The 3,395-nt window shown below is 75.4% G+C and carries 2 protein-coding genes; both read left to right on the forward strand.

Translation table 11 applies throughout. The features are described 5' to 3' along the window. A partial coding sequence (locus PSH25_RS25545) for a LuxR family transcriptional regulator (RefSeq protein WP_238661479.1) occupies window positions 1–1,535 on the forward strand: 1,535 nt, incomplete at its 5' end. After that, a partial coding sequence (locus tag PSH25_RS25550; RefSeq protein ID WP_238661480.1) for a nitrate- and nitrite sensing domain-containing protein occupies window positions 1,532–3,395 on the forward strand: 1,864 nt, incomplete at its 3' end. The genes PSH25_RS25545 and PSH25_RS25550, both read left to right, overlap by 4 nt.

Consider the following 3,395-nt stretch of genomic DNA (forward strand, 5'->3'; position numbering starts at 1 on the left):
TCTACCCTCTTTCCCACCCCCACGCTCTTCCGCTCTTCGCCGGTGACCTCGACGACGCGCTTCGGCTGGCGGACCGGCTGCTGGCCACGGCCGCTCCCCCGGAACGCTCCGAGGCGGCCGTGGTCGCGGCTACCGCCCTGGCCCACCGTGGTCACGTCGGTCGCAGCGTCGAACTGTTCCGGTGGTCGGGCACCGCCTCAGCGGCGGCGTTCGCCATCGTCGGCGGCCTCGCCGCCGGCGACCTGGCCGCCACCACCGAGTCACCGGCGGGTGACCCGGCGGGCGAACCGCCCACCCTGCACGCCAGCGCCGCCCGACTGATGGCCAACGGCGTACGGGAGAGCGTGACCGGCCCGCCGACCGCCGCGCTCTCCGCGCTCGTGCAGGCCGCCGCGCTGCTGGAGCCGGACGGACGAGCGGCGCTGCTGCCGGACAGCCCGGCGGCCCTCGCCGCGTTGACGGCGGTGCACTGCGGTGAGCTGGAGATCGCCGAGCGGGTGCTGCACCGCGCCCTGGGCGCCGGTGTCGGCGGCCCGCTGATGGCCCGCCGCCACCGGCTGTTGCAGGCCTGGATCCTGATGGTCCGTGGCGAGATCCACGCCGCCGGCGAGCGCCTCGCCACGGTGACGCTCGACGGGCGGCAACTGGAGTCACGCGACCAGCTCTTCGCCGCCGCGATCCGGATGGGCATCGGCCGGCGCAACAGTGACCTCGGGGCGCTCAAGCGGGGTTGGGGGCAGGCGCTGGAGGCCGTGGTGCGGCACCCGATCGACCTGTTCACCCTGCTGCCGCTGGGTGAACTGGCCATCGCGGGCGCGCGGCTGGGTGACCTGGCCCGGCTGGAGCCCTACTTGCACCAGGGGCGTTCGCTGCTCGACCGCCTCGGCAACCCGCCACTGTGGAGCGTGCCGTTGCACTGGAGCGGGCTGCACGCCGCCATCCTGACCGGCGAGCCGGCGGTCGCCGACGAACACGTCGCGGCGTTGCTCGCCGCCGCTGGCCACAGCCGGTACGCGGCCGTGGTCGCCGCCGCCGCGGAGAGCTGGGTGGAGGTGCTCCGCGGGGATGTCGACCCGACCCGGGTGGAGGCCGCCGCCCGTGGACTGCACGACACCGGGTTGTGCTGGGACGGCGCCCGCCTCGCCGGGCAGGCCGCCATCCGCACCGCGGACCGGCGGGCGATGACCACCCTGCTGGAGTGCGCCCGAGCGTTGCAGGGACGGCCCTCCGGCGGGCACGCCGGGCAGACACCGACGACCGGTGCGAGCACCGCGCGGGTCACCGGTCCCACCCAGCACGGGCTCAGCGACCGCGAGTACGAGGTCGCCGAGCTGGTGCTGGCCGGGTTGACCTACCGGGAGATCGGCGACCGGCTCTTCATCTCGGCCAAGACCGTCGAACACCACGTGGCGCGGATGCGTAACCGGCTGAACTGCGCCAACCGCACGGAGCTGCTGGCGTTGCTGCGCACCCTCGTCGCCGACCGGGCCAGCGACAGCGCCGGGCAGCCGTGGCCGCAGCGGACGAGCCGATGACCCGTGACGATGTCCGGCTGATCCGGACCAGGCTGGCCGTGCTGGCCGCCGTGCTGGTCACGCTCTGGTCGCACGCGGCCTACGTGTCCAGTCAGGATGCCGTCGACCTGCTGCGCGTCCGGGCGCTGGCGGACACGCTGGGCCAGCCCATCGACCGGCTGATCCTGAACCTGCAGACGGAACGCCGGATCACCGCCGAGACGCTCGCCGGGGCGGGGCAGACGACGCCGGAGCTGGTCGGGGCCCGCCACGGCACCGACCGGGCCGCCGCCGAGATCCGCGAGTTCACGAAGGGGCGCGACCTTCGGCTGCTCAGCGCCGGCACGGTCCGCGACCGGGCCGGCGAGCTGGTCCGACGGCTCGACGGCCTCGGCACGACCCGATCCCAGGTGGACACCGGGCGGCTCGACCAGGCCACGGCCACCGGCGGGTACGACGAGGTCATCGCCGTCGCCTTCCGGGTGTACGGCCCGGAGTGGGGCGCGTACGAGAGCGGGTTGGCCGCCGACACCCGGGCGGTGATCGCGCTGGCCCGCGCCCGGGAGCTGCTCGCCCGGGAGGACACCCTGGTCAGCGCGGCCCTGACCGGGGCACGGCTCGGCGTCGACGAGCGGCGCCGGCTGAGCGCACTGGTCAGCATCCAGCGGTACGCGCGCACGGAGGCCGCGACCGGGCTTCCGCCCGACGGTCAGGACGAGCACCAGCGCCTTGCGACCGGCCCCGAGTTCGCGGCTCTGCTCGCCCTGGAGGACCGGCTGCTGCTCCAGGCCGGCACCGCCAACGCCCTGGCCGGTTTCACCGTCCAGGGCTGGCGGGCAGCGGCGGACGCCGCCCTCGGCGCGCTGCAGACACTGGTGACGAGCACCGCCCGCAGCAGCGTCGAGCGGGCCACACCGGGTGCCGCCGTTCTCATCGCGCGTACCGGGGCCGTGGTGGGGCTCGGCCTCATCGTCGTCCTCGTGCTCCTGCTGAGCTGGGCGGGCACCGTCCGACGTCTGACCAACGAGCTGACCCGGCCGGACGCCGGCCCTCCGGCTCCGGCGCAGGACGCTCCGGCCCCGGCGCGGGAACCGGCGACGCCGGGGGGTGACGCCGAGCGGGAGCTGTTCCTGGGGCTGACCCGACGCAATCAGGTCCTGCTGCGCGAACAACTCAGCCTGCTGGACGGGATGCAACGTCGGGAGCGGTCCACCGAGGAGACCGGCGAGCTGTTCCAGCTCGACCACCTCACCACGCGGATCCGACGCAACGTGGAGAAACTGATCACCCTGGCCGGCGCGAGACCCGCCCGCCGCTGGCGACGCCCGGTGCCGCTGCTCGACGTGGCACGCGGCGCGGTCGCCGAGGTGCCGGACTACCACCGGGTCCTGATCGCGCCGCACTGGCCGTGGTCGCTCGCGGGGCCGGCCGTCACGGACGTCATCCACCTGCTGGCGGAGCTGATCGAGAACGCCCTGGCCTTCTCCGGGGCGGACACCACCGTCCGGGTCAGCGGCGAACAACGACCGCAGGGGTGCGCCGTCCTCGTCGTCGACGACGGGCCCGGCCTGGACGCCGCCGCGCTGGCCGAGGCGAACCACCTGCTCGGCAGCCCGCCCGCGGACGGCCCGCCGGCGGGCCTCGCAGGCTGGTACGCGGCGGCCGTACTGGCCGGCCGTTGCGGCGCCCACGTCTCGCTGCGCCCCAGCCGGCGCGGTGGGGCGGCCGCGATCGTGCTCCTGTCCGCCCAACTGGTCACGGTCACCGACAGCGGCCGTACACCGGCCCGCGCACCACCCGACACCCCGTACCCACCGGCCGGCGCCGACCTGACCCACCCGAGCGGCGACGGCGCGCTGCCGACGCGGGGCCGCCCACCCC

This window comes from Micromonospora foliorum (assembly GCF_022229015.1).
Taxonomy (GTDB): Bacteria; Actinomycetota; Actinomycetes; order Mycobacteriales; family Micromonosporaceae; genus Micromonospora; species Micromonospora foliorum.